The 23,232-nt window shown below is 75.5% G+C and carries 24 protein-coding genes; 16 read left to right on the top strand and 8 right to left on the bottom strand.

The window, feature by feature from the left end; genetic code table 11:
- The first annotated feature begins 30 nt into the window (after nucleotides 1-30).
- Together K1Y72_RS09480 and K1Y72_RS09475 are read left to right on the top strand one after the other, a co-directional pair.
- Complete coding sequence (locus K1Y72_RS09480) at nucleotides 31-555, top strand: Lrp/AsnC family transcriptional regulator (RefSeq protein WP_308286975.1); 525 nt, start codon at nucleotides 31-33, stop codon at nucleotides 553-555.
- Nucleotides 556-779: 224 nt separating this feature from the next.
- Nucleotides 780-1,382, top strand: a complete 603-nt coding sequence (locus K1Y72_RS09475; RefSeq protein WP_220165251.1) for a histidine phosphatase family protein — start codon at nucleotides 780-782, stop codon at nucleotides 1,380-1,382.
- Between the two features lie 17 nt (nucleotides 1,383-1,399).
- Here K1Y72_RS09475 and K1Y72_RS09470 read toward each other — a convergent pair whose 3' ends face one another.
- Genes K1Y72_RS09470 through K1Y72_RS09450 form a run of 5 tightly spaced genes read right to left on the bottom strand, consistent with a single transcriptional unit; the run spans nucleotide 1,400 to nucleotide 5,660 of the window.
- Nucleotides 1,400-2,275, bottom strand: coding sequence for a LysR family transcriptional regulator (locus K1Y72_RS09470; RefSeq protein WP_220165249.1), 876 nt, complete (start codon nucleotides 2,273-2,275; stop codon nucleotides 1,400-1,402).
- A gap of 46 nt (nucleotides 2,276-2,321) precedes the next feature.
- Nucleotides 2,322-3,371 (bottom strand): PrsW family intramembrane metalloprotease, encoded by a 1,050-nt coding sequence (locus K1Y72_RS09465; RefSeq protein ID WP_220165247.1) that lies wholly within the window; start codon nucleotides 3,369-3,371, stop codon nucleotides 2,322-2,324.
- A complete protein-coding gene (locus K1Y72_RS09460) occupies nucleotides 3,368-3,922 on the bottom strand; it encodes a hypothetical protein (protein WP_220165245.1) in 555 nt (184 codons plus the stop codon). Before K1Y72_RS09460 ends, K1Y72_RS09465 begins: the two co-directional genes overlap by 4 nt.
- 60 nt (nucleotides 3,923-3,982) lie before the next feature.
- Nucleotides 3,983-4,663, bottom strand: coding sequence for a class I SAM-dependent methyltransferase (locus tag K1Y72_RS09455; RefSeq protein WP_220165243.1), 681 nt, complete (start codon nucleotides 4,661-4,663; stop codon nucleotides 3,983-3,985).
- A gap of 7 nt (nucleotides 4,664-4,670) precedes the next feature.
- A complete protein-coding gene (locus K1Y72_RS09450) occupies nucleotides 4,671-5,660 on the bottom strand; it encodes an NAD(P)H-dependent glycerol-3-phosphate dehydrogenase (protein ID WP_220165681.1) in 990 nt (329 codons plus the stop codon).
- Between the two features lie 140 nt (nucleotides 5,661-5,800).
- On the opposite strand from K1Y72_RS09450, the gene K1Y72_RS09445 reads away from it, so the two are divergent.
- Nucleotides 5,801-6,349, top strand: a complete 549-nt coding sequence (locus tag K1Y72_RS09445; RefSeq protein WP_220165242.1) for a nuclear transport factor 2 family protein — start codon at nucleotides 5,801-5,803, stop codon at nucleotides 6,347-6,349.
- Between the two features lie 37 nt (nucleotides 6,350-6,386).
- On the opposite strand, the gene K1Y72_RS37060 is transcribed toward K1Y72_RS09445, so the two are convergent.
- Entirely contained in the window at nucleotides 6,387-7,724 is a 1,338-nt protein-coding gene (locus K1Y72_RS37060; protein ID WP_220165241.1) for an FUSC family protein, read from the bottom strand.
- 161 nt (nucleotides 7,725-7,885) lie between these two features.
- Between K1Y72_RS37060 and K1Y72_RS09435 the strand changes: the two genes are divergently transcribed.
- The 6 genes from K1Y72_RS09435 (at nucleotide 7,886) to K1Y72_RS09410 (ending at nucleotide 12,038) form a co-directional block, all read left to right on the top strand.
- Complete coding sequence (locus K1Y72_RS09435) at nucleotides 7,886-8,326, top strand: MarR family winged helix-turn-helix transcriptional regulator (protein ID WP_220165240.1); 441 nt, start codon at nucleotides 7,886-7,888, stop codon at nucleotides 8,324-8,326.
- Nucleotides 8,323-9,660, top strand: a complete 1,338-nt coding sequence (locus K1Y72_RS37055; protein WP_308286974.1) for an alpha-amylase family glycosyl hydrolase — start codon at nucleotides 8,323-8,325, stop codon at nucleotides 9,658-9,660. The genes K1Y72_RS09435 and K1Y72_RS37055 overlap by 4 nt, the downstream gene beginning before the upstream one ends.
- 246 nt (nucleotides 9,661-9,906) lie before the next feature.
- Nucleotides 9,907-10,296 (top strand): hypothetical protein, encoded by a 390-nt coding sequence (locus tag K1Y72_RS09425; RefSeq protein WP_220165239.1) that lies wholly within the window; start codon nucleotides 9,907-9,909, stop codon nucleotides 10,294-10,296.
- Nucleotides 10,297-10,345: 49 nt separating this feature from the next.
- Nucleotides 10,346-11,179, top strand: coding sequence for a hypothetical protein (locus tag K1Y72_RS09420; protein WP_220165238.1), 834 nt, complete (start codon nucleotides 10,346-10,348; stop codon nucleotides 11,177-11,179).
- A gap of 29 nt (nucleotides 11,180-11,208) precedes the next feature.
- Complete coding sequence (locus K1Y72_RS09415) at nucleotides 11,209-11,655, top strand: roadblock/LC7 domain-containing protein (protein WP_258572195.1); 447 nt, start codon at nucleotides 11,209-11,211, stop codon at nucleotides 11,653-11,655.
- A gap of 11 nt (nucleotides 11,656-11,666) precedes the next feature.
- Entirely contained in the window at nucleotides 11,667-12,038 is a 372-nt protein-coding gene (locus tag K1Y72_RS09410; RefSeq protein ID WP_220165237.1) for a hypothetical protein, read from the top strand.
- 48 nt (nucleotides 12,039-12,086) lie between these two features.
- On the opposite strand, the gene K1Y72_RS09405 is transcribed toward K1Y72_RS09410, so the two are convergent.
- On the bottom strand, nucleotides 12,087-12,857 hold the full coding sequence (locus K1Y72_RS09405; RefSeq protein ID WP_220165236.1) for a TetR/AcrR family transcriptional regulator: 771 nt from the start codon (nucleotides 12,855-12,857) through the stop codon (nucleotides 12,087-12,089).
- Between the two features lie 103 nt (nucleotides 12,858-12,960).
- Here K1Y72_RS09405 and K1Y72_RS09400 point away from each other — a divergent pair, with 103 nt between their 5' ends.
- Together K1Y72_RS09400 and K1Y72_RS09395 are read left to right on the top strand one after the other, a co-directional pair.
- Nucleotides 12,961-13,941 carry an ATP-binding cassette domain-containing protein gene (locus K1Y72_RS09400; protein WP_220165234.1) on the top strand — a complete coding sequence of 327 codons (981 nt, stop codon included), beginning with the start codon at nucleotides 12,961-12,963 and terminating at the stop codon, nucleotides 13,939-13,941.
- Nucleotides 13,938-14,777 carry an ABC transporter permease gene (locus tag K1Y72_RS09395; protein WP_220165233.1) on the top strand — a complete coding sequence of 280 codons (840 nt, stop codon included), beginning with the start codon at nucleotides 13,938-13,940 and terminating at the stop codon, nucleotides 14,775-14,777. Before K1Y72_RS09400 ends, K1Y72_RS09395 begins: the two co-directional genes overlap by 4 nt.
- Before the next feature lie 47 nt (nucleotides 14,778-14,824).
- On the opposite strand, the gene rsgA is transcribed toward K1Y72_RS09395, so the two are convergent.
- Entirely contained in the window at nucleotides 14,825-15,907 is a 1,083-nt protein-coding gene (gene rsgA, locus K1Y72_RS09390; protein ID WP_220165232.1) for a ribosome small subunit-dependent GTPase A, read from the bottom strand.
- A gap of 236 nt (nucleotides 15,908-16,143) precedes the next feature.
- Here rsgA and K1Y72_RS09385 point away from each other — a divergent pair, with 236 nt between their 5' ends.
- The 5 genes from K1Y72_RS09385 to K1Y72_RS09365 all read left to right on the top strand — a co-directional run bounded on the left by K1Y72_RS09385 (nucleotide 16,144) and on the right by K1Y72_RS09365 (nucleotide 23,231).
- Entirely contained in the window at nucleotides 16,144-17,529 is a 1,386-nt protein-coding gene (locus K1Y72_RS09385) for a hypothetical protein (RefSeq protein WP_220165231.1), read from the top strand.
- A gap of 85 nt (nucleotides 17,530-17,614) precedes the next feature.
- Nucleotides 17,615-18,316: a response regulator transcription factor gene (locus K1Y72_RS09380; protein ID WP_220165230.1), complete on the top strand. Its 702-nt coding sequence runs from the start codon at nucleotides 17,615-17,617 to the stop codon at nucleotides 18,314-18,316.
- Nucleotides 18,316-19,755, top strand: coding sequence for a sensor histidine kinase (locus tag K1Y72_RS09375; RefSeq protein WP_220165674.1), 1,440 nt, complete (start codon nucleotides 18,316-18,318; stop codon nucleotides 19,753-19,755). Before K1Y72_RS09380 ends, K1Y72_RS09375 begins: the two co-directional genes overlap by 1 nt.
- A 66-nt stretch (nucleotides 19,756-19,821) precedes the next feature.
- Nucleotides 19,822-21,066, top strand: coding sequence for a bifunctional glycosyltransferase family 2/GtrA family protein (locus K1Y72_RS09370; RefSeq protein ID WP_220165229.1), 1,245 nt, complete (start codon nucleotides 19,822-19,824; stop codon nucleotides 21,064-21,066).
- The gene (locus K1Y72_RS09365) at nucleotides 21,063-23,231 is read left to right on the top strand and encodes an ArnT family glycosyltransferase (protein WP_220165228.1); all 2,169 of its coding nucleotides are present in this window, start codon (nucleotides 21,063-21,065) and stop codon (nucleotides 23,229-23,231) included. Before K1Y72_RS09370 ends, K1Y72_RS09365 begins: the two co-directional genes overlap by 4 nt.
- Nucleotide 23,232: the final 1 nt, after the last annotated feature.

Below are 23,232 nucleotides of genomic sequence, written 5' to 3'. Positions count from 1 at the left end.
GGCCGAGACGTGGACAGATGGGGTGATTCCGTGCCGGACGGCAGGCGGATTGACCCGGACGCCGTCCCCGGCGGGCCGTCCGCGCGGCGCCCGGCGGCCGACCTGGACGCGGTGGACCGGGGGATCATCGCCGAGCTGTCGCGGGACGCCCGGATCTCGGTGCGCGCGCTCGCCGAGCGGCTGCACATCTCGCGCGCCAGCGCCTACAGCAGGCTCGACCGCCTCACCCGTGACGGGGTGGTGCGCGGCTACGGGGTGCGCCTGGATCCGGTGCGGATCGGGCTGACGACGTCGGCCTACATCTCCCTGACGATCGAGCAGAACTCCTGGCGGGAGGTCTCGGCGCGGCTGCGGACGCTGCCGGGCATCCGCCACTTCGCGCTCATGGGCAGCGACTTCGACGTGCTCGCGCTCGTCCGCGTCGCCGACCAGAGCGAGCTGCGCGACCTGGTCCTGCAAGGGCTGCACTCGATCCCGGGCGTGCGCAGCACCCGCACCCATCTGATCTTCGAGGAGTCCTCCGACGACCTGTTCCCCGAGGCCGGGCGGGGCTGAGCCCCGGTGGGCCGAAACCCGCTGGAACGGTCCGCGGTTCCCCTAGGGCGTGTTTTGTGGATCTACGTTCTGTTGCGCGGCGCCCGGCGGCGTTGTCGTCGGTCGCCGGCCAACACCGGGCCGACTCCCTCCTCCGCCTTGCCGGGGACCACCTGGACACCGCTCACGACGAACAAGACCCACAAAACACGCCCTAGCATTCCGGGGACGGCGAGGGGGACGCGATGACGCGGATCGTGCTGGTCCGGCACGGCGAGACCGTGTGGCACGAGGAGAACCGGTACGCGGGGAGCAGCGACGTCGCGCTCACCGCGAACGGCATCCGCCAGGCCGAGCGGCTGGCGGCGTGGGCGGCGGACGCGGGCCTGGCGGCCGTCTACAGCTCCGATCTGAAGCGCGCCCGCATCACCGCCGAGCACTGCGCCCGCGCCGCCGGGCTGCCTCCGCGGGCCGACGCGCGCCTGCGCGAGCTGGACTTCGGCGACGGCGAGGGCCTCACCCGGGCGGAGATGCGCGACCGCTTCCCCGCCGCCCTCGACGCCTTCCTGCGGACTCCGGCGAGCGCGCCGCTGCCCGGCGGCGAGGACCCCGCCGCAGCGGCGGCGCGCTTCACCGCCTGCCTGGACGACCTCACCCGCCGCCACGAGGGTGGCCGCGTCCTCGTCGTGGCGCACTCGACGGCGATCCGGCTCGCGCTGTGCGGCCTGCTCGGCCTGCCGCTGGACGGCTACCGGCGGCTGTTCCCCGAGCTGCGCAACTGCGCGCGCACCGAGATCCGGCGCGACGGCGCCGTCACGGGGCTGCTGGAGCTCAACGCGGGCGGCTGAGCGCCAGGCGGGACCCGTCAGGAGAAGGCCCGCCGGCAGTGCTCCAGCAGCGCGCGCACGGCGGGCACCGGGGCGGGCCGCCACAGCAGGGCGAGCAGCGCGTCCTCGGCGGCGTCCTCGATGAGGGGCGCGGCGAGCCGGTCGCGGTGGCCGGCCGCCATCGACTCGCTGAGGATGCCGACGCCGAGGCCGCGCGCGGCGAGGTCGGCGATGGCGTCCGGCGCGCCGGCCTGCATCGCGATCACCGGGCGCAGGCCGCGGGCGGCGCAGCAGCGGTCGAACACCGTGCGCAGCCCGGCCCCGGGCGGCATGCACACGACCCGGTGCGCGGTCACCGCGGCGAGGTCCACCGGGCCGCCGGAGGCCAGCGGGTGGCCGGGCGGGACGGCGGCGACGAGCCGCTCGCTGACGATCGTGCGGGTCTCCAGGCCCTCGGGCGCCCCGGCTCCGGTGCCGGCGAGCGCCAGGTCCAGGGTGCCGTCGCGGACGCCGGCGGCGAGCCCGTCCGAGGCGTCCTCGACGAGGGTGAGCTCGACGCCGGGGTGGTCGCGGTCGAAGGCGGCGAGGGCGTCGAACAGCGGGGTGACCGTGCAGCCGGTGACCATCCCGACCGCGAGCCGGCCGCGGATCAGGCCGGTGACCTCGCCGACCGCCTGGCGGGCCGCGTCCACCGCGGCGAGCGCCGCGCGGGCGTGCTCCAGCGCGGCCTTGCCCGCGACGGTGAGGGTCGCCGCGCGCGCCGACCGGTCGAACAGCTCGGCGCCGAGGTCGTGCTCGAGCCGGCGGATCTGGGCGCTGACGCCGGACTGGCTGATGTGCACGCGCTCGGCGGCGCGGGTGAAGTTGCGCTCCTCGGCGACGGCGACGAAGTACTCCAGCTGCCTCAGCTCCATGCCCGCCGATGCTAGTGCGGCCGCCGCGGGGGAGATCCGCGCCGCGTCAGGCGCGCGGCATGGTGCAGGCGTCGGCGGCCTGCTCGTGGACGCGTTCGAGGGCGTCGCGCTGCCGCTCGACCATCGCCTCGCGCTCGGGCCCCTCGGGCGTCTTCAGCAGGATCCCGCGGCGCTGGCGGCGGCTCGGGACGGCGGCCGCCTCGTCGGCGGGCAGCCGCCCGGCGGCCACGTCCTGGTGCAGCAGCTGCCGGGCCCGCGCCATGAAGCCCCAGCGTTGCGCGGCGTACAGGGCGACGACGGCGGCGAAGTTGATGGCCGTCTTGGCCGCCACGCCGGCGGCGGAGTCCATCAGCGGCGCGTCGAACAGCCAGTGCATCGCCATCGCGGCGATGACCAGCGGCACGGCCTGCGGCAGCCCGCGGACGCCGCGCGCGGCGAGGTAGCCGATGCCGGCGCCGGCGACGGCCGACATCGCCCAGTGCGAGCCGGGGCCGGTCAGGCCGACCCGCACGACGAGGACCTGGACGACCGCCGCGACCTCGCCCGCGCCGCCGGTGGTGATCTGCTGGTTCAGCGCGTAGGTGACGTTCTCCATCATCTGGAAGCCGAGTCCGGTGAGGGCGCCGTACGCCATGCCGTCCATCGGCCCGCGCAGCGCGCGGGGCGCGAGGACGGCGAGCAGCGCGACGCCGGCGCCCTTCAGCAGCTCCTCGTTGAGCGGCGCGGTCAGCGCGGCCCGCCAGTCCTCGGCGAACTCCAGGCTCGTGGTCTTGGACCAGATGCCCATCAGGCCGGAGTTGGCGACCAGCGCGCAGCCGGAGGCGGCCGTCGCGCCCCAGGCGACGGCGACGAGCGACGGGTCGCGCGGCGGCGACCGCACCGGCGTCAGCCGGCGGATCAGCGCGTAGCCGATGGCGAGGACGACCAGGCCGATCAGCACGGCGAGGACCGCGGCGCCCGGGAAGACGCGCAGCACGCCGAAGAACTTCAGGACGAGCGTGCCGAGCCCGAAGGCGCAGGCGACCGCCATGAAGATCCCGGCGAGGCGGGCGGGCGTCCAGACCGGTTCCGGTCCGGCGGCCCGCGTCCCGGTCACCGGCCGCGCCCGGGGAAGGCGATGGACGCGGTGGCGCGTTCGGCGGCGGCGCGGGCCGCCGCCGTGGCGTCCACGCCGCCGAGCACGGTCGTCAGGACGGCGAAGCCTCCGCGCGGGCTGCGGAAGACCGTCAGCGTCCCGGTCTCGCCGTTCTGGCGCAGCCGCCCCGTCTGGCCGCGGACGCCCTGCCGGGTCGTCGCCGGGGCCGGGGCGGACAGCGCGGCGTCCGGGTCCTGCACGCGCGTGACGTCGCGGAGTCCGTTCCACAGGGCGGCGGGCGTGGTCCCGCGCGCCGGGGTCAGATAGGCCACGTCCATGACCACCCCTTCGCGGCTGAGCATCCAGCTCCGGTCGGGGGAGGTCTCGGCGCGCACCACCGACCAGCCGGGGCCGAGGGTGAAGCGGGCCGAGTCGTCGTCCTCGGGGCCGATGCGCAGCGGCGTGCCGGCGGGTGCCGCCCCGGTGTCGGGGAGCAGGGCCTCCAGCGTCGGCCAGCCCGCCGTGAGCGCGACGACGACGGCCGCCGCGATGAGCACCGCCCGCATCCGCACCGGCCGCCCCCCATCAAAGATGATCTTCGTTAAGGGTTCTCTTTCCGGTACGGACCACCGCTAAGCGGACGGCGGGGCGGCCGGGGCCGGATCTGTCGTCTCTTGGCCGGCGCCGCCCCCGTCCTTGACCTGGACGAGGAGGCGGCCGTGCCGGAACCGCTCGCCCTCGCGCGGCTCGCGCTCCATCCGGCCGACCTCGGCGAAGCCGGCGTCCGCCAGCAGCCCGGCCATGCGCTCGGCGGGCCAGCGGCGGGCGGTGGCGACCTTGTGGTCGAAGTCCACGGGTTCTTCGCCGCCGGCGGCGAAGAACCCGGCGAGCAGGTGGCCGCCGGGGCGGAGGACGCGCCTGAACTCCGCCAGGGCGCGCGGCACGTCCGCGACGGGCAGGTGGATGAGCGAGTACCAGGACAGGACGCCGTCGACGGAGCCGTCGGGCAGGTCCAGCGCCGTCAGGTCGCCCCGGGCGAAGCGGAGGCCGGGGTGGTCGCGGCGGGCCAGCTCGATCATGCGCGGGGACAGGTCGATCCCGAAGGCGTCCAGGCCGAGCGCGGCGAGGTGCGCGGTGATCGCGCCGGGGCCGCAGCCGAGGTCGGCGACGGTGCCGCCGTCCACCAGCTCGGCGAACGCGCCGATGACGGCGCGGTCCAGGGGCTGGTCGTCGAGCGCGCGGGCGAACAGCGAGGTGTAGAGGTCGGCGACGTCGTCGTAGGCGGCGGCGACCTCGGCGGAGGCGGCGGTCACGGTGGGCTCAGACTCCGTAGCGCTCGGGTTTGGGGGAGCGGGTCATCAGCGCGACGACCGCGTCCTTGATGTCCATGCCGTGGTGGATCACCGACGCGACGACCTCGGTGATGGGCATCTCCACGTCGTGCTTGCGGGCCAGCTCCAGGACGGCCTCGGAGGACTTGACGCCCTCGGCGGTCTGCTTGGTGATGGCGACGACCTCGTCGACGCTCATGCCCTTGCCGAGGTTCTCGCCGAAGGTGCGGTTGCGCGACAGCGGCGAGCTGCACGAGGCGATGAGGTCGCCCATCCCGGCGAGCCCGGCGAAGGTGTGCTCGTCGGCGCCGAGCGCCGCGCCGAGGCGGGCGGTCTCGGCGAGGCCGCGGGTCATCAGCATGGCGCGGGTGTTGTCGCCGAACCCCAGGCCGACGGTCGCGCCGACGCAGAGCGCGATGACGTTCTTGACGGCGCCGCCGAGCTCGCAGCCGATGACGTCGGTGTTGGTGTAGACGCGGTAGTAGGGCGTCATGCAGGCGGCCTGGACGCGCCGCGCGGTGTCCTCGTCGGTGCATCCGGCGACGGCGGCGCACGGCTGGCGCGCGGCGATCTCGGCGGCCAGGTTCGGGCCGGTGACGACGGCGATCCGGCGCGCGTCCGCGCCGGTGACCTCGGCGATGACCTGCGACATCCGCATCCCGGTGCCGCGCTCGATGCCCTTCATGAGGCTGACCAGCACCGCGTCGCCGGGCAGCGCGCCGCGCCAGTCGGCGAGGTTGGCGCGCAGCGTCTGGGCGGGGACGGCGAGGACGACCAGCCCGGCGCCGGCGAGGGCCTCGGCCGGGTCGGTGGTGGCGCGCACCGTGGCGGGCAGCTCCATGTCCGGCAGGTAGTCGGGGTTGGCGTGCCGCTCGTTGATCGCCTCGACGACGGGGGCGCGGCGGCCCCAGACCGTCACGTCGCAGCCGGCGTCGGCCATGATCCGGGCGAACACGGTCCCGAAGGACCCGGCGCCCATGACGGCGGCGCGCGGCCGGGTGGGACTGCTGCTCACGGGTCGGGCCTCCTCCTGGTCGGCGGCCGGGGGTGGGGACCGCCCCGGCAATTATGCCGCCACCGGGGGCGCCGGATCGTCCGGCGGCGATCCAGGGCCGCCGCATGGACGGCACCGGGGCCCTGCGTCGGACGCCTCCCCGCCGGCCCGCCGAGGAGATCGCCGGCGCCCTGGAGGAGCCCTATGACCGGGCGCCCGCCCGTGGTACAGCTGGCGGCATGACGCGCCTGGAGGACCTCGTGCACCGCGCCGACATCGGCGAACTGCTGGCCCGCTACGCCCGCGCCGTGGACGAGGGGGAGTGGGACCTGCTCGACACCGTGTTCACCGCCGACGCCGAGATCGACCTGTCGTCCACCGGCGGCCCCAAGGGGACGCGCGAGCAGGTCAAGGCGTGGCTCGCCGAGACCCTGCCCTCCTGGCCCGGCCGCCAGCACCTGCTCGGCCCCGCCTCGGTCTCCTTCGACGAAAGGGGCGCGAGCGTGCGGGCCCCGTTCACCGACACGCTGTCGCCGTCGCGCGAGATGGTGCGCGCCGACGCCTCGGGGCTCATCCGCGGCGGCGGCGTCTACCACCACACCCTGGTGCGCGCCCCGGACGGGTGGCGGAGCCGGGCGATGCGCCTCGAACAGCAGTGGCGCACCATCTCCTGAGCCCTGCCTCCTGAGCTCTGCCTCCTGAGCCTGGCCGCTACCGGGCGAGCCGTCCGGCCTCGATGCACCGCAGCGCCGCGCCGAGGGGCGTCGCGGGCGGGCGCCGGTCGTCCTCCTCCGGCGCCGCGCCGCCGGGGCGCAGGCTGCGGCGCGCGCGGACGGTGTCGGCCCGCAGCGCCGCGCGTTCGGCCTCGGGGAGCAGGTGCAGGGACGCCAGTTCGGGCCGGCACCGCAGGAGCCGCGCCACCGGATGGTCGGGCCGTCCGCGCCGCAGCGCCGCCAGCGGCCGGAACGCCTCGTCCAAGCGGGTGAACGCCGCCTCCAGATCCCGGCGGTCGCGTTCCGGCGGCGGGGGCGAGCCGGTGAGGTGGCCGGTCAGCTCGGCGAGGGCGTCGGCGAGGCGCCGCCGCACGACGTCGCCGGTCCTGATCGGCAGCACCGTCCAGGCGGCCGCCACCGCGACGGCGGCGCCGGCGCAGATCGCGGCGAGGCGGTCGCGCAGCAGCGCCGTGCCCGCCTCGCCGAAGTAGCCGTAGAGCAGGGCGAGCGCCGCGGTGATCCCGGCGGCCCACCAGGCGTAGGAGAGCGCGCGCAGCCACAGCGCGGCGGCGAGCACCACGAAGATCAGCACGATGGCCGTCCGGTCGCCCGCCGGCAGGCGGCCCGCCACGGCGGTGGCGGCCGCGGTACCGGCGGCGGCCCCGAGGACGCGCTGCACGCTCTTGTAGGCCACATCGCCCCGGCCCCGGTTGCCGCCGGCGACGATGTAGGCGGTCAGCACCGTCCAGGCCCAGTGCTGGGGGAACAGCCAGTGGCCGGCCGCGAACGCCGCGGCCAGGCCCGCGCCCATCTGGACGGCCAGCCGCGTGCTCGGCGCCGGGCGCAGCCGCGTCGCCGCCGGAGGAGGGTCGGGCTCGGGCGCGGGGACGCCGAGGCGTTCACCGAGGCGGTGGGCGAGGCCCGTCGCGACGGCGGCGGCGAGGGCGACCAGCGCCCACCAGCCCGGGTGGGCGCCCCGCCCGACCGTGACGGGGACGATCAGCAGCGCCACGAAGGGCAGCGTCGCCAGCGTTCCGGCGCGGCCGGCGCGCGCGCCGAACCGGCGGATCCAGACGGCTCCGGCGACCGCCAGGACGAACAGCGCCTCGCCGGTCGCGCGGTGGCGGTCCATCAGGCGGCCGACTTCCGCGGCGGCCGCCGCGCAGCCGGGGACGATCAGCAGGGCGGCCGCCCGGTCCCGGCTCGGGTGGCCGCGCTGCACCCGCCCGAGCGTCAGCGCCAGCGCGGTCGCGAGGACGACGATGCCGGCGTGCAGGCCGGCGAGGGACTGCACGCACCGGCCGGCCGCGAAGGCGACCGCGGTCGGGACGATCACCAGCAAGGTGTCGCGGGGGCCGTTCCGGGGCAGGGAGGGCAGCCGGGCCGAGCAGGCGCGCAACCGTGCCGAGATACTAAGCAATGCGTATCGAATCATGGCGTGAAACGACCGTTCTACGGGAATCGTCGGCTGTAGATCGTAAGTGATAGCTTGGTTGTATGGCGAGCAGAGAAGAGGCCGTCCCGGTCATCCGCACCGGCGTGTCCCGGCTGGCCCGGCGGCTCCGTGCCGAGCGGCCCGACCACGCCCTGACGGCCAACGCGGTGGGCGTCCTCGCCCACCTGCACCGGCACGGCCCGAGCACGCCGGGCGCGGTCGCCGCCGCCGAGCACCAGCGGCCGCAGTCGCTGACCCGCACCTACGCCGAGCTGGCGGCGCGCGGGCTGATCTCCCGCACCGCCGGCGACCGGGACCGGCGCGAGTCGGTCCTGGCGATCACGCCGGCGGGCCGCCGGGCGCTCGGGGCGGACATGGCGCTGCGCGACGCGTGGCTGGAGGGCGCCCTGGAGTCGCTCACCGACGCCGAGGTGGAGATCGTGCGGATCGCCGCGGAACTGATGGACCGGCTCGCCGGCACGACCTCGGGGAGGACCGCGTGAGCGGACACGGGAACGGGAACGGGCGGGGGCCGGTGCGCGAGCCCGGCTGGGTCCACCACGCGATCTGGTGGCACGTCTACCCGCTCGGCTTCACCGGCGCCGACACCACGGGCGCCGACCGCGCGCCCGCCGGCGGCCTCGCCCAGGTCACCGCCTACCTCGACTACGCGGTCCGGCTCGGCGCCTCCGGACTCGCCCTCGGCCCGGTGTTCGACTCCACCGGCCACGGCTACGACACCCTGGACCATTACCGCATCGACCCGCGGCTCGGCGACGACGCCGACTTCGACCGGCTGATCGCCGCGGCGCGCGAGCGCGGGCTGCGGGTGATGCTGGACGGCGTCTTCAACCACGTCGGCCGCGAGCACCCGGCCGTCGCCGCGCGCCTCGGCGGCGCGGCGGCCGACCCGCGCGCGTCCTGGTTCGTCGACGACCCCGCCGGGCCCGACGGCCTGCGGGTCTTCGAGGGCCACGGCGGCCTGGTGACGCTCGACCACGCCGACCCCGCCGTCGCCGAGTACGTCGCGGACGTCATGGTGCACTGGCTGGACCGGGGCGCCGACGCCTGGCGGCTGGACGCCGCCTACGCGGTCCCGCCGCGGTTCTGGGCGGCGGTCCTGCCGCGCGTGCGGGCCGCCCACCCCGACGCCTACATCGTCGGCGAGGTCATCCACGGCGACTACGCGCAGGCCGTCACCGCCGGCGGCCTGGACTCGGTCACCCAGTACGAGCTGTGGAAGTCGATCTGGAGCGCGCTGAACGACCGCAACCTGTACGAGCTGACCTGGACGCTCGGCCGCCACGACGCCTGGCTGGACGCCTTCGTCCCGTTCACCTTCGTCGGCAACCACGACGTCACCCGCCTGGCGTCCCGCCTGGAGGACCCGCGCCATCTGCCGCACGCCCTGGCCGTGCTGTTCACCGTCGGCGGCACCCCGGCGGTCTACTACGGCGACGAGCGGGCCATGACCGGCCTGAAGGAGGAGCGCGCCGGGGGAGACGACGCCGTGCGCCCCGCCTTCCCCGCCGTGCCCGACCTGCTGCCGCCGGGCGGCCAGGAGGCGCTGCGGCTGCACCAGGACCTCATCGGCCTGCGCCGCCGCCACGCCTGGCTGCACCGCGCCCGCGTCCGCGTGGTGTCGCAGACCAACGAGCAGCTCGTCTACGACGCCGAGCACGACGGCCGCGCGCTGCGCGTCTACCTCAACCTCGCCGACGCCCCGCTGCGCCACGGTCCGGTCCCCGGACCCGTCCTCGCCGGGCAGGCCACGGAGGAGGGCGGCGCCCTGCTCGTTCCGCCGCACGGATGGGCCGTCGCCGGCGCGGCGCGGTGACGCCCGCCCCGTCCCGCGAAGTGGAGGAATTTCCTCTAAAAGAGGATGAATACCGACAGGTATGTTTCCTCCGGCGCGGTTGAATTCTCATTCTGATCAGTATCTTTACCCTGGCAACTGCGTGCTTGTGACCCGTTTCGGCCGTGGCGCGCATTGATTAGAAATTCCCTCTCGATTCCGCTCACAACCGCCCGATAGCGCGTGTAACGTCAGGCACTGCAACTCTCAGCTGGCGGGGGTGAACGAATGCTCGGCATCGACGGCTGCCTGAAACGGATGATGGAGATCCCGGGCGCCCTGAGCGTCACGCTGGTCGACGGGGCGAGCGGCCTCGCGGTCGCCGCCGCCGGACGCGGCGACCTGGTCGACCAGCACGAGGACGCGGCCGGCACCACCGAGGTGGTGCGCTCCATCCTGGCCAGCCCGGCGCTCAGCACCAGCCGCACCGGGGACGACATCGCAGAGATCATCGTGTGCGGGGCGGGCGGTTTCCATCTGCTCACGCTCATCAACGGGACCTTCGACGGGCAGCTGTTCGTGCATCTGCTCATCGACCGGGACAAGGGCAATCTCGCCTTGGCCCGCATCCAGGTAAGCGACCTCATCGGAGAATTGGGTGTCACCGGTCATGGTTAGCCAGGCCCCGGCGACGGCCGCCCCCCGAACGGCGCACGGGGAGCGGGGCGTGCACGCCGAACTGCGCCGCCTGGAAAAGGAGCGCCGGACCGGCGTCCTGCACGCCGGCGACGAGGGCGCCTTCCACGTGGCCGACGGCGCGGTCGCGTTCGCGCGCAGCCGCCGCGCCACCGGCCTGGACCGGCTCGTCGTGGAGTCGGGCGCGGTGAGCGCCGAGGACTGGGGGCGGATCCGGCTCGGCGAGCACGGCGACCTGCGGGCGGACCGGCAGCCCTGGGGCACCGTCCCGATCCGGCGGTCCCAGCTGGAGACCTTCGCCCTGCTCGCCCTGTTCGACGCGGCGTTCTTCCTGCTGGAGTCCGCGTCCGCCCCGGTGTTCGAGGAGGGTCCCGCGCACTGGCTGGCGCCGGTGTGCCGGGTCACCCCGGCCACGCTGGCGCACGAGTGCGAGCGCCGCCGCGACGGCGCCGCGACCCCCTGGCCGTCCTCGCTCGCCGACCGGGCGCCGGTCGTGCCGGTCACCCGCATCCGCCGCCAGCGGGTCATCCTGACCGGCCTGGAGGCGGAGCTGCTGGTGAACGCCGACGGGCGGCGCTCGCCCGCCGAGCTCGCCATGGACCTCGGCCGCACCACCTACGGCTGCCTGCTGGCGGTCCGGTCGCTGGTCGCGGCGGGGCTGGTCCAGCCGCCCGCCGTCCAGCCGCCCGTACCGGACGCGCCGGACGCGCCCGCCGCCGTCCCCGCCGTGCCCGGCGCGGCGCTCGGCGGGCGGCGCGCGGCGGGCACGGCGCCCGAGCGGCCCGCCGGAACCGACAGCTGGTGGACGCCGCCGGACCTGGACGTCCTCGTCCGGCTGCGCGCGGCCCTGGAGGAGCTTGCGTGAACGCGCCGAGGAGACGGTTCGGAGACCTGATGGGGAGGCTGACGAAGATGCCCGCACCCGACTTCGCACCCGATCCGGTGGTCATGGCCGAGCTGAAGGCGCTCCGCGACCGCATCGCCGACCTGGTCGGGAGCCTGGTCGCCTCGTCCGACGGCATGGTCATCGCTTGCGACCTGCCCGACCGGGTCGAGCCGGCGGGCATGGCCGCCCTCACCGCCTCCGAGCTCGCGCTGTCCTACCGGCTCGCCGCGACCGCGCACGGCGGCTCGTTCCACGAGGTGGTCGTGCGCGGCACCGAGGGTTACGTCGTCATCTACTCGGCGGGCCGGGCCGCGTCCCTGACCGTGCTGGCCGGCTCCGGCGTCAACGTCGGCCGGCTGCACCTGGAGTCGCGCCCCGTCGCCCGCAGCATCGCCGGCCACCTGGCCGCGTCGGCCCTCGACCCCGAGGCCGGCGACAGCATCCACCGCGAGTGAAAGGAACCCCCATGAGCAACATGGACCTGGCCCTCAAGGACATGATGTCCATCGACGGCGCCGTCGGCGCCGCGGTGGTCGACTACAACAGCGGCATGGCGCTCGGCATGCTCGGCAGCTCCAAGGCGCTGGACCTGCAGGTCGCCGCGGCCGGCAACACCGAGGTCATGCGCGCCAAGATGCGCACGATGGAGCAGCTGAACCTCAACGACAGCATCGAGGACATCCTCATCACCCTGTCGGGCCAGTACCACATCATCCGCCCGGTGACCGGCCGCAAGTCCCAGGGCCTGTTCCTCTACCTGGCGCTGGACCGGGGCCGCTCCAACCTGGCGATGGCCCGCCACCAGCTCAAGGGCATCGAGACCGACCTGGAGGTGTGAGACCGGCCGGGGAGCCCCTCGCCGAGGGGCTCCCCGGCCGGCCGCCGGTCAGTCGCGGCCCTGCTCGCCGAGCAGCGCCGCGTCCCGGCCGGCCAGGAACGCCTCGGTCAGGCCGCTGCGGTCGGGAAGCTGCGCGGCGATGCCGTCCAGGACGCGCTCCAGCCCGTAGGCGAACCGCTCGTCGGGGGTCATGTGGGGCTGGCGGGCCTCCCGGATGATCCGCTCGAACATCGGGTAGCGGCCCGTCGCCAGCACGCTGCGCACGTAGGGGGCGCTGCGCCGCATCCGCTCCTCCGCGCTCTCGCCCTCGCTCGCGCCGATCTCGTCGCGGACGGCGTTCTGCGCGTAGCCGGTCACCATGCCGACGTAGACGAAGATGTCGTCGATCGTCAGGCCGTCGATGTCGAGCGCGCCGAAGGCGAACTCGGCGACGCGCAGCTGGTTCGGCCCGAACTCCGGGCGCGGGTTCAGGTTCCACAGCCACCGGTGGCGCGCCGCCACGGCGCGCGTGTGGTGGGCGTACAGCCGCAGGTCGGCGCGCCAGTCTCCGCTCGGCCGCTCGGGCAGCTCGGCCTCGCCGAGCACGTGGTCCACCATCAGCGCCAGCAGGTCGCCGCGGCTCGGCACGTACCGGTACAGCGACATCGCGCCGGTGCCGAGCTCGGCGGCGATGCGCCGCATGGACGCCGCCTCCAGCCCCTCGGCGTCGGCGATCGCGACCGCGGTCGCGGTGATCTGGGCGCGGCTGTAGGCCGGCCGGGGCCCGCGCGCGGGGCGCTCGGGGACCGTCCAGATGCTCGTGTGCCCGGTGCCCGCCACCGCTCACCTCCTCGTCCGCCCATCCTAGTTGCGTACACCGTACTCATGTGCCTAGGCTACCCGCGGCGGTGAAAAGCGTACGACGTACCCAATTGGAGGGGCGATGGACGACCCGATGGTGGTCGCCGAGGGGCTGCACAAGCGCTTCGGCGCCACCCGCGCGCTGCGCGGCCTGGACCTGGCGGTGCCCGAGGGCCAGGTCTGCGGCGTGCTCGGCCCGAACGGCGCGGGCAAGACCACCGCGATCCGCATCCTGGCGACCCTGGCGGACCCCGACGCCGGGCGCGCCCGCATCGCCGGCCTGGACGTGGTCCGCGACGCCGAGCGGGTGCGGGCCCGCATCGGCCTGGCCGGCCAGCACGCGGCGGTGGACGAGCAGCTGACCGGCCGCGACAACCTGCGGATGTTCGGCCGGCTCTACCACCTGTCGCGATCCGCCGCCCGGCGGCGGGCCGAGGAGCTGCTGGAGCGGTTCGGGCTCGCCGAGGCCGCCGGCCGCCAGGTGCGGCACTACTCGGGCGGCATGCGCCGCCGCCTGGACCTGGTCACCAGCCTGATCCTGCGCCCGCAGGTGCTGTTCCTGGACGAGCCCACCACCGGCCTGGACCCGCGCAGCCGCGGGGAGATCTGGGACAGCGTCCGCGAGCTGGTCGCCGACGGCACGACCGTGCTGCTCACCACCCAGTACCTGGACGAGGCCGACCGGCTCGCCGACCGCATCGCCGTCGTCGACCGGGGCCGCGTCATCGCCGAGGGCACCCCCGACGCGCTGAAGTCCGAGATCGGCGACCGCCTGGACGTGGTGCTCGCCGACCCCGCCCAGGCGGCCCCGGCGGCGCAGGCGATGAGCCGCCTCGCCGGCGCCTACCCCGAGCTGGAGGGCGGCCGGCTGAGCGTCGCGCTGACCCGCGGCCCGGTGCGGCTGCTGGACGTGCTGCGCGAGCTGGACGGCGCGGGCGTCGCCGCCGAGGACGTCGGGCTGCGCCGCCCCACCCTGGACGAGGTGTTCCTGCGCCTCACCGGCCGTCCCGCCGAGGACGCCCCCGCGCCCGAGACGACCGCCGCCCCGGAGGCCGTGCGATGACCGCCCCCTCGCTCACTCCGGTCGCGCCCGCCGGCCCGGTGGGGCGGCTGCGCTGGACGCTCGCCGACGGGCTCACGCTGGTCGGGCGCGAGTTCTGCCGCATCCGCCGCCACCCCGGCCAGCTGGTCGCCGCGCTGGTCTTCCCGGCGATCATGGTAGTGCTGTTCGGCTACGTGTTCGGCAGCGCGATCAGCGTGCCGGGCGGCGGGAACTACCGCGAGTACCTGATGCCGGGCCTGTTCAGCATGGTCACCTTCACCTCGCTGATGGCCGTCACGCTGAAGGTCGCCGCCGACGCCTCGCGCGGGGTCATGGACCGGTTCCGCTCGATGCCGACGGCCCGCTCGGCGGTGCCGTTCGGGCAGGCGGGCGCGGACATGGTCGGCGGCCTGCTCGCCCTGACGATCATGGTGGGGGCCGGGCTGGTCGTCGGCTGGCGCCCCCACCGCGGCCTCGTGCCGACGGCGGAGGCGTTCGCGCTGATCTGCCTGATGCGCTACGCGCTCGCCTGGCTGGGCTCCTGGCTCGGGCTGATGGTGCGCGACGAGCAGGTCGCCGACCAGCTCGGGCCGCTGGTGCTGCCGTTCACGATGCTGTCGAACTCCTTCGTGCCGACCGCGGGGATGCCGGCGTGGCTGCGGTTCCTGTCGGACTGGAACCCCTGCAGCGCGCTGACGGCCGCGAGCCGGGAGCTGTTCGGCAACCCCGGCCAGGCGCCGGGAGACGGCGCCTGGCCGGTCGAGCACCCCGTCCTAGCGGTGCTGATGTGGTCGGCGGTCATCCTGGCGGTGTTCGTGCCGCTGTCGGTCCGCACCTACCGCAGGCGCGGCCGCTGAGGCGCGCCCGCCCGCCGTCCCCGTCCCCGTCCCCGTCACCGGCGCCGTCACCGGCCCTTGTCCTTGCCGCCGCGCATCCGGTAGCCCTGCCGCTGGGCCTTGCTGATGGTCTTCCAGCGGTTCGCGCGCTCGGCGGCCAGCCGGGCGTCGCTGCGGGCGGCGATCCGCTCGTTCTCCCGGACGAGCTTGCGGTAGCTGTCCAGGCGGCGGGGCGGCAGGGCGCCGGCGGCGATGGCGGCCTGGACGGCGCAGCCGGGCTCGGTGTCGTGGCCGCAGTCGCCGAAGCGGCAGCCCTCGGCGAGCTCCTCGATCTCGGCGAAGGCGCGCTGGACGCCCTCGGCGGCGTCGAACAGGCCGACGCCGCGCAGGCCCGGGGTGTCGATGAGCACGCCGCCGCCGGGCAGCGGCAGCAGCTCGCGGCGGACGGTGGTGTGGCGGCCCTTGCCGTCGGCGTCGCGCACGGCGCCGGTGGCGAGCAGGTCGGCGCCGAGCAGCGCGTTGCCGAGGGTGGACTTGCCGGCGCCGGAGGGGCCGAGCAGCACCACGGTGCCGGTGAGCACGGCCGCGGCGACGTCCACGCCCTGCCCGGTGGCGGCGCTGACGGTGACGACGTCCGCGCCCGGCGCGGCCTCGGCGACCTGCGCGGCCGCCGCGTCCGGGTCGGGGCTGCGGTCGGCCTTGGTGAGCACGACCACCGGCCGGGCGCCGCTCTCCCAGGCCAGCGCGAGCAGGCGCTCGACGCGGCCGAGGGCGAGGCGGGTCTCCAGCGAGACGGCGATCGCGACGGTGTCGACGTTGGCGGCCAGGACCTGCCCGCGGGAGGCGCCCGACGCCGCCGAGCGGACGATCGCGGTGCGGCGGGGCAGCAGCGCGGCGAGCACCGGCGGGTCGCCGGCGCGCAGCGCGCCCCAGTCGCCGGTGCAGGGCGCTGCGGCGGGGTCGCCGGTCGGCAGGGCGGGGTCCAGGGCGGCCCGCTGCGGGCCGCCGGGGGTGATGACGTCGCAGCGGCCGCGGTCGACGGCGGCGACGCGGACGGGCACGAGCCCGTCCTCGGTGAAGGGGAGGAAGGACTGCTGCAGGGCCGCGTCCCAGCCATAGGGGACGAGAGCCTGCGGGAAAGCGTGATTCAACGCGAGAACCCTTGGGTGCAAGGGCCGGCGGAGGCGGTCGGTGACGCGCGGTCAGACGCCGGCCCGGAACGGGTGGACGGTTCGGAGGCTGCGCAGGGCAGCGGCCGCGATGACGGCCATACGTCCACCTCCTCTCGGGCTCGGGGGCCAGTGTAGCTCCCACCCTGGTATGAGGTGGAAACGATTTTTCGCCGGTTATGGTGAATCGAAGGGACCCGATACGAGGGGGCTTGGCCGTGGACCAGCAGGTGGGAGGGCCGGGCGGGACGCCTGGGGCCGGCGCGGACGGGCGGGCGGACGGGCGGGCCGAGCGGCTGCCCGCGACGCTCGACCGGGCCGCCGCGCGCCGCCTGGAGGACGCCTGGGCCGGGCTCGCGCCGGCCGCCTCGGACGCCGCGCGCCGCGCGCTGGAGCTGACCGGCCCGGTCCGCCAGGCCGGGCGGGACGCCGCCGACCGCGCCGCCGCGCAGATCATCGACCAGCTCGACCGGTCGGGCGCCATGGGCGTCATCGAGCGGGCGGCCCGCGACGCCGCGGTCAAGGCCGCCTCGGCGGCGGCCGAGAAGGCCGTGCTGGAGGCGCGCGCCGCCGCCGAGTCCAACGCCGTCACCGGCGCCGCGTTCGCCGGCGCCACCACCGCCGTCACGCTCGCCGGGCAGGCCGTCCAGCATCCGATGGCGGCCGCCGCGGCCCGGCTGGCCGCGCAGTCGCCGTTCGCGCGGGCCGCGGCCGCCACCGCGCTGGACGTGGCGAACCGGGCCGCGTCCGCGCCGCTGGTGCAGGCCGCCACCCGCACCGTCATGGACGCCGCGCTGGACACCGTCGCCGACGTCGCGGTGGAGGTCGCCCTGGAGGTGGGCCGCCCGGTGATCGTCCAGGTGGTGCGGCGGGTCGCCCGCGAGGCCGCCCGCGAGGTCGCCGGGACCGTCCGCGACCGCGCCGACGCCGCCGGGCTCGGGCCGCTCGCCGCCGCCGTGGGCGACGCCGCCGGGCAGGCCGCCGGCAGCGAGGCGGGCCGCGCCGCGCGCGACCTGCTGACCGCCGTGGCGGGCAGCGAGCTGGCCCGCACCGCCCGCGACCTGGCCGTGCGCGGCGCGACGCGGGCGACCGCGCTCGCCGTCCAGGCGGTCGTGTCGGAGCTGCTGCGCGAGGCGCTGAAGGCGGCGCTGAAGGAGCGGCTGCGCGGCCTCATGCGCGACGTCGCCCGGGACGTGGTCGTCGACGTCACCCGTAGGAGCTGGCAGGCCGCGACCCGGCCGGTCCCGCCGGCGCCCGCCGAGGGCGGCGCCCCGTCGTTCACCGACTCGTTCGCCGACATGGCGGTGCGGGCGGCGCGGGCGTCGATGCGCGCGTCGGGGACCGTCGTCACCGCCGCCCCGGCGGGCGAGGTGCTGGAGCGCACCGACGTGCTGGTGCGGGCCGGGGTTCCGGCGATCGCGGCGGGCCCGCGGCGCGGCGCCGCCCGCTACCGTCCGGGCCGCCGCACCACCCCGCGGCGGGCGGGCGCCGCGCTGGCGGTGCCGATCCTGACGGCGGTGTCCGGGCCGTCCGGGCGGACCGTCGCGGCGACGGTCCGGACCGGCGCGCACGCCCCCGGCGAGGCGTCCCCGAGCGCGGGCTGAACGCCTGCTCAGGAGATCGTGAGAGATCGATGAGAATAGGCCGTCCGGTGCTGGCATCGCCGTTCCCGCTGGTTACGGTGGGTGCATGGAGCAGCGGATTCTGATCGTGGACGACGAGCCGGCCGTCCGCGAGTCACTGGCCGGCAGCCTGGAGTTCGAGGGCTACCAGGTCGACTCCGCCGCCGACGGGGTGCTGGCGCTGGAGCGCGCCGCCGAGTGCGAGCCCGACCTGATCGTGCTGGACGTGCTGATGCCGCGGATGGACGGCCTCACCACCTGCCGGCGGCTGCGCGCGCAGGGCGCCACCATGCCGGTGCTGATGCTGACGGCCCGCGACATGGTCGGCGACCGCGTCACCGGCCTGGACGCCGGCGCCGACGACTACCTGGTCAAGCCGTTCGAGCTGGACGAGCTGCTGGCCCGCGTCCGCGCCCTGCTGCGCCGCAGCGCCATGGTGGCGCCCGCGCCCGAGCGGCCCGACCAGGACGTGCTGGCCTTCGACGACCTGGTCATGAACACCGCGACCCGCGAGGTGACGCGCGCCGGCCGGCCGCTGGAGCTGACGCGGACCGAGTTCATGCTGCTGGAGATGTTCATGCTGCACCCCCGGCAGGTGCTGACGCGCGAGCAGATCCTGGAGACCGTCTGGGGGTTCGACTTCGAGCCCGCCTCCAACTCCCTGGACGTGTACGTGATGTACCTGCGGCGCAAGACCGAGGCGGGCGGGCTGCCGCGGCTGGTGCACACCGTGCGCGGCGTCGGCTACGTGCTGCGCTCGGGATCGTGATGCGCCGGCTGTCGCTGCGCGGCCGCCTCGCCCTGCTGATCGCGGCGGCGGTGGCCGTGGCGGTCGCGGCGTGCGCGGTGCTGAGCTGGTTCGTGGTCCGCCAGCAGCTCTACCACGAGCTGGACGGGCGGCTGATGGCGAGCTCGCCGGGCGGGCCGGGCTTCCCGCCGGGTCGCGGCGGCTGGCGCGACCAGCAGATCGCCCGCGCGCTGAACGCCTGCACCGCCAAGCCCCAGACTTCCGACGAACTGCCGCCGCGTTCGGGGCCGGCCGAGTTCATCCAGGTGGTGAACGTCCAGGGCGACGCCTGCACGCTGCCCAACGGAGGTGCCCTGACGGTGACCGGCGCCGACCGGACGGTGGCGGCGGGCAAGCGGGAGGGGACCGTGCACAACGGGCACGGAGTGACCTCTTCGGGGGAGAGGACCGACGTGCGGATCAGGACGGTCCAGCTCGTCGACGACGTGACCAAGCAGCCTCTTGGCGCCCTGTCGGTCGCGATCGACCTGGACGAGGTGAACGCGCCGCTGGAGGGGCTCGCGCTCGCGCTGGTGGCGGTCGCCGCGCTCGGCGTGGTGGTGTCGGCGGGCGCCGGCCTGATGATCGCGCGGGCGTCGCTGCGGCCGGTGGACCGGCTGACCGGCGCGGTGGAGCACATCGCCCGCACCGAGGACCTCAACACCCGCATCCCCGAGGAGGGGACCGACGAGATCGCGCGGCTCAGCCACTCGTTCAACACGATGACGGCGGCGCTGGAGGCGTCCCGGGAGCGCCAGCAGCAGCTCATCGCCGACGCCGGCCACGAGCTGCGGACGCCGCTGACGAGCCTGCGCACCAACATCGACCTGATGCTGCGCTCGGAGGCGACCGGCCGGGAGCTGCCGCCCGAGACCCGACACCGGCTGCTGACCAGCGTGAAGGCGCAGATGGTGGAGCTGTCGAGCCTGGTCGGCGACCTGCTGGAGCTGGCCCGTCCGGCCGACCGCGAGCCCAGCCGCGAGACCGTCGCGCTGCACGAGGTGGTGGAGCGGGCCGTGGAGCGGGCCCGGCTGCGCGGCCCGGGCCTGCACATCGACGCTCAGATCAAGCAGTGGTTCGTGCACGGCGAGCCGAGCTCGCTGGAGCGGGCGGTGGTGAACCTGCTGGACAACGCGGTGAAGTTCTCCCCGCCGGGCGGGGACATCGAGGTGCGGCTCGCCGACGGGGAGCTGACCGTCCGCGACCACGGCCCCGGCATCGACGGCGCGGACCTGCCGCACGTGTTCGAGCGGTTCTGGCGGTCGCCGTCGGCGCGCAGCCTGCCCGGCTCGGGCCTCGGCCTGTCGATCGTGGCGCGCGTCGTCGGCGAGGGCGGCGGCAAGGTCGCGCTGGAGCCCGCCCCCGGCGGCGGGACGCTGGCGCGGGCGTGGCTGCCGGGCACCGCCGAGCCCGTCGACTGACGCATTCTCATCTTCCGTTAAGAAAGGGCTCAGGGCCCTCCCACGGCGGTTGCCGACAGTGGTCACATGAGCCACCTGGTCACCGAGCGGGACACCCCCGCCGGGCCGCCCCCCGAGCCGACGGAGCACCACGGCAGGGGCCGCCTGGTCGAGGTCGTGGTGCCCGTCCACAACGAGGAGCGCGTGCTGGCGTCGAGCGTGCGGCGCCTGCACGGCTACCTCTCCGCCACCTTCCCCTACGCCTTCCGCGTCACCGTCGCCGACAACGCGAGCACCGACGGGACGTGGCGGATCGCCGAGGAGCTGACGGCCGAGCTGGCGCACGTGCGGGCGGTGCGGCTGGAGGCCAAGGGCCGGGGCCGGGCGCTGCGGGCGGTGTGGAGCGGCAGCGACGCCGACGTCGTGGCGTACATGGACGTGGACCTGTCCACCGATCTGGACGCGTTCCTGCCGCTGGTGGCGCCGCTGATCTCCGGGCACAGCGATCTGGCGATCGGGAGCCGGCTGACGCGCGGGTCGGCGGTGGTGCGGGGGCCGCGCCGCGAGGTGGTGTCGCGCTGCTACAACCTGCTGCTGCGCACGGCGCTGGCGGCCCGGTTCAGCGACGCGCAGTGCGGGTTCAAGGCGGCCCGCACCGAGATCGCGCAGGCGCTGCTGCCGTCGGTGGAGGATGAGGAGTGGTTCTTCGACACCGAGCTGCTGCTGCTGGCCGAGCGCAACGGGCTGCGCATCCACGAGGTGCCGGTGGACTGGACCGACGACCCCGATTCGAGGGTGGACGTGCTGCGCACCGCGCTGGACGATCTGCGCGGCATGGCGCGCGTGGGGCGCCGCATCCTGACCGGCGGGTTCACCACGCCCGTGCGGGGCCGGCCGCAGCCGCAGCTGCCGGCGGGGATGCGCCGCCAGCTGCCGGTGTTCGCGGTCATCGGCGTGGTCAGCACGCTGGCGCAGCTGGTGCTGTTCGTGCTGCTGCGCCTGTTCATGGGCCCGCTGTGGGCCAACGCCGTGTCCCTGATCATCACCACCGTCGGCAACACCGCCGCCAACCGGCGCTTCACCTTCGGGGTGACCGGGTCGCGGGGCGCGCTGCGCCACCAGATCGAGGGCGGCCTGACGTTCCTGCTCGGGCTGGCGCTCAGCACCGGGGGCCTGGCGCTGCTGCACGCGCTCGCGCCCGGCGCGTCGCGGCTCGTGGAGCTGCTCGCGCTGGTGTGCGCCAACGGCCTGGCGACGCTGGTGCGGTTCCTGCTGATGCGTGCCTGGATCTTCCACCCCCGGCGGTTGCGCCGGCAGGAGGGCGAATCATGACGACCGAGACGATCACTTCGGCCCGGCCCGGCGCCGGCGAGCGCGACGCCGCCGTCCGGCCGCGCTGGGCCTGGCCCGCGCTGGCGGCGGTGCTGGTGCTGGCGTTCGCGCTGTACGCCTGGGGCATCAACAGCGCCGGCTACGCCAACTCCTACTACGCGGCCGCGGTGAAGAGCGGCACGCAGAGCTGGAAGGCGTTCTTCTTCGGCTCGCTGGACGCCGCCTCGTTCATCACCGTCGACAAGCCGCCGATGGCGCTGTGGGTGATGGCGCTGTTCGGGCGGGTCTTCGGGTTCTCCTCCTGGAGCATGCTGCTGCCGCAGGTGCTGGAGGGCGTGGCGGCCGTCGCGGTGCTGTGGGCGACGGTGCGGCGCGCGTTCGGGTACCCGGCGGCGCTGGTGGCCTCGCTGGTGCTGGCGCTCACCCCCATCACCGTGGCGATCGACCGGGACAACAACCCCGACACGCTGCTGGTGCTGCTGCTGGTGCTGGCGGCGTGGGCGACGCAGCGCGCGATCGAGACCGGGCGGCTGCGGCCGCTGCTGCTGGCGGCGTTCTTCGTCGGCTGCGGCTTCAACACCAAGATGCTGCAGGCGTGGGTGCTGGTGCCCGCGCTGGCGCTGGCCTACCTGATCGCGGCGCCGCCGGGATGGGTGCGGCGGATCGTGCACCTGCTGGCGGCCGGCGCGGTGCTGGCGGTGTCGAGCTTCTGGTGGATGGTGATCGTCGATCTCATCCCGGCGGGCAAGCGTCCGTTCATCGGCGGCAGCACCGACGGCACCGTCTGGGACCTGGTCATCGGCTACAACGGCCTCGGCCGCATCTTCGGCGAGAACCGCGGCGGCGGGGGCGGGCCCGGCGGCGGCAGGGGCGGCGGGATGGGCGCCTCGTTCGGCGGCCAGCCGGGCGCGGGCCGGATGTTCAACGACATCATCGGCGGTCAGATCTCCTGGCTGCTGCCGCTGGCGGCGATCCTGCTGGTCGCGGGGCTGGTGCTGCTGTGGAGGCGTCCGCGAGCGGACCTGGCGCGGGCCGCGCTGATCCTGTGGGGCGGCTGGCTGGCGGTGCACTTCGTGGTGTTCAGCTTCGCCGAGGGCACCTTCCACCCGTACTACACGACCGCTCTGGCGCCCGCGATCGCGGCGCTGGTCGGCGGCGGCGCCGCGCTGGTGTTCGACGCGGGGCGGCGGTCGCGCGCGTGGGCGTGGGTGCTGCCGGCGGGCGTGGCGATGACGGGCCTCTGGTCGTTCACCCTGCTGAACCGGACGCCGGACTGGCACCCGTGGCTGCGGTACGTGGTCGCGGTGGCGACGGTACTGGCCGTGCTCGGACTGCTGGTCGCGCTGGTGCCGCGCATCGGCGCGCGGATCGCGACGCCGGTGCTCGGCGCGGGCGCCGTGCTGGCCCTGCTGGCGGGCCTGGCGGGGCCGGGGGCCTACGCGCTGTCGGCGGCGTCCACGCAGGTCAACGGCACCAACCCGGCGGCCGGTCCGAGCAGCGGGATGGGCTTCGGCCGTCCCGGCGGCCAGGGCGGCCCCGGCGGTGGCCGGGGCGGCTGGATGCGCGGCGGCGAGTTCCCCGGAGGCGGCCAGATGCCGCAGTTCCCGGGCGGCGGCCAGATGCCGCAGTTCCCGGGCGGCGGCCAGCCGCCGTCGGGCGCCGAGAACGGCGCCCCGCCGAACAACGGGACGGAGAACGGCGCCCGGAACGGCACGGGGGGCGGGAACCGCGGGGGCGGTTTCCCCGGCGGCGGCATGGGCGGCGGCTTCGGCGGCCCCGGCGGCCAGGTCGACCAGCGGATGATCTCCTACCTGGAGAAGAACCAGGGGTCGGCGCGGTGGCTGGTGGCGGTGTCGAGCGCGCAGAGCGCCTCGTCGATCATCCTGAGCACCGGCCGGCCGGTCATGGCGATGGGCGGCTTCACCGGGTCGGACCCGGCGATGACCGTCGCCAAGCTGCAGGAGTACGTCAAGAAGGGCGAGCTCCGCTACATCATCGTCAACGGCGGCGGCATGCGCGGCGGTCCCGACTCGGGGAGCGCGTCGGTCACCGCCTGGGTGCAGCAGCACGGGACGCCGGTGAAGGCAGGTGAGTACGGGGGGTCGACGTCGGGCAGCGGCTCCGGCGATGGCACGGCGTCCACGGGTCTGTACAAGCTGAGCTGAT

Source organism: Actinomadura parmotrematis, assembly GCF_019458805.1.
In the GTDB taxonomy this organism is placed as follows: Bacteria; Actinomycetota; Actinomycetes; order Streptosporangiales; family Streptosporangiaceae; genus Spirillospora; species Spirillospora parmotrematis.
Note: the sequence above shows the minus strand (reverse complement) of the source record. Positions and strands in the feature narration are given on the sequence as shown.